Genomic DNA, 1239 nt, shown 5'->3' with positions numbered 1-1239 from the left:
CTTGGTGAACTCAAATACATCCTGCTGATCATGGGTCTTATCGTACTGGGCGACCAGCTTGCCGACACTGGTGGCAAATCCGTTTCTGTGGTCTTTGAAGTCAAAATATTCCTTACGCAGGCCATGTCCAAGCGCATAGTTATCGTTAAACTCATCATGAATGCGGGCTTTAAAACAAGTCATAAAGCCATCGGCATCAGCTCTGCCACTCTTTCTGATACCGGAGTGACGTGAGCTGGTGTCATAGAATGAGCCGAAAACGCGGGTCTGATAAGTTGAACTGCTCAAAGACGACAAAGCCTCCTCTGTCAGGACACAGCTGTCCTGACTGAGTGGAGGCTCTTGAATGCTGCTGGACGGGGAGTTCTTTTCCAGGCGGGAATGAGGTGGCAGACACCATGACTGAACGGATGGAACAGAGCGGCTGGAGTACAGGATGTTGCTCTCCTGTACCTCCATCCTGCTCTCAAAAGAGAGCGGCTCCAGATATTCCATTGAAAGTGTAGTCATGGGGTATAATGACCTCATATTGTATTTTTGTAGGAGAGTCCTCCTCTCCTTCCTAAAACAACCTCCGGAGACAGATACCTGCTCCGTTGCCCCCATACTATATCCCCTCTCATACATCGTTCAACCCTGTATTTACGCCTTTGGGCGCTACATCCAAATTCCAGAAAATTCCCTCCGAAATCTGGCCTGCAGCCATTCAGTTTCCTAAAAATCTTCCGATAGAACGGGGATCACCTCTATTGAAATTATCCCCTGAACCGTCCCTACACTCTTAAAGTGGCTCACATGAGTGCAGCAGCGGCCTGCCTGACAGGTAGAGCTTGAGCTCCTCCACTGATACAGGCATGTTGCCTACAGGGTCTGTTACCCTGGAAAGAAGCTTCTTATAAGCAGAATCATGAGGGTAGCAGCTAAGGCAGTATCCATTTGACCCATCGCTCCAGACTATCTTGGCAAGGCGACGGCTGCCTGACATGAAAACCACTGCATCCTCTCCCTTACGAAGATTGATATTCAGATACCCGCAGATTACGCTCAGCGAGTTGTAGCCTTTGCGCATATCGCATGGTGCTGCAATCACAGTGATCTTCATGCTGCTGAAGCCGTCAATTACTGTAGAGATTTCCTGTGAACTCCTTGATGCTGGCATAGACATTTGCAGTCTCCTCCTTAAAAGTCCACTGATACAGGCATGGCCGTGCCGTCTGCGCTGCCACCTGCAGACATCAT

The 1239-nt window shown here is 49.3% G+C and carries 2 protein-coding genes; both read right to left on the bottom strand.

Annotated elements, in window-relative coordinates:
* Window positions 1-510 (bottom strand): hypothetical protein (locus MXE41_RS12985; protein ID WP_247100895.1); only part of this gene is annotated, 510 nt, incomplete at its 3' end.
* 271 nt (window positions 511-781) lie between these two features.
* The gene (locus MXE41_RS12980) at window positions 782-1165 is read right to left on the bottom strand and encodes a transposase (RefSeq protein WP_246979057.1); all 384 of its coding nucleotides are present in this window, start codon (window positions 1163-1165) and stop codon (window positions 782-784) included.
* Window positions 1166-1239 lie beyond the last annotated feature (74 nt).

Source organism: Anaerobiospirillum sp. NML120449 (genome assembly GCF_023051105.1).
Lineage (GTDB): Bacteria > Pseudomonadota > Gammaproteobacteria > Enterobacterales > Succinivibrionaceae > Anaerobiospirillum.
The sequence above is the reverse complement of the archived record's forward strand: the minus strand, read 5'-3'. Positions and strand labels throughout refer to the sequence as shown.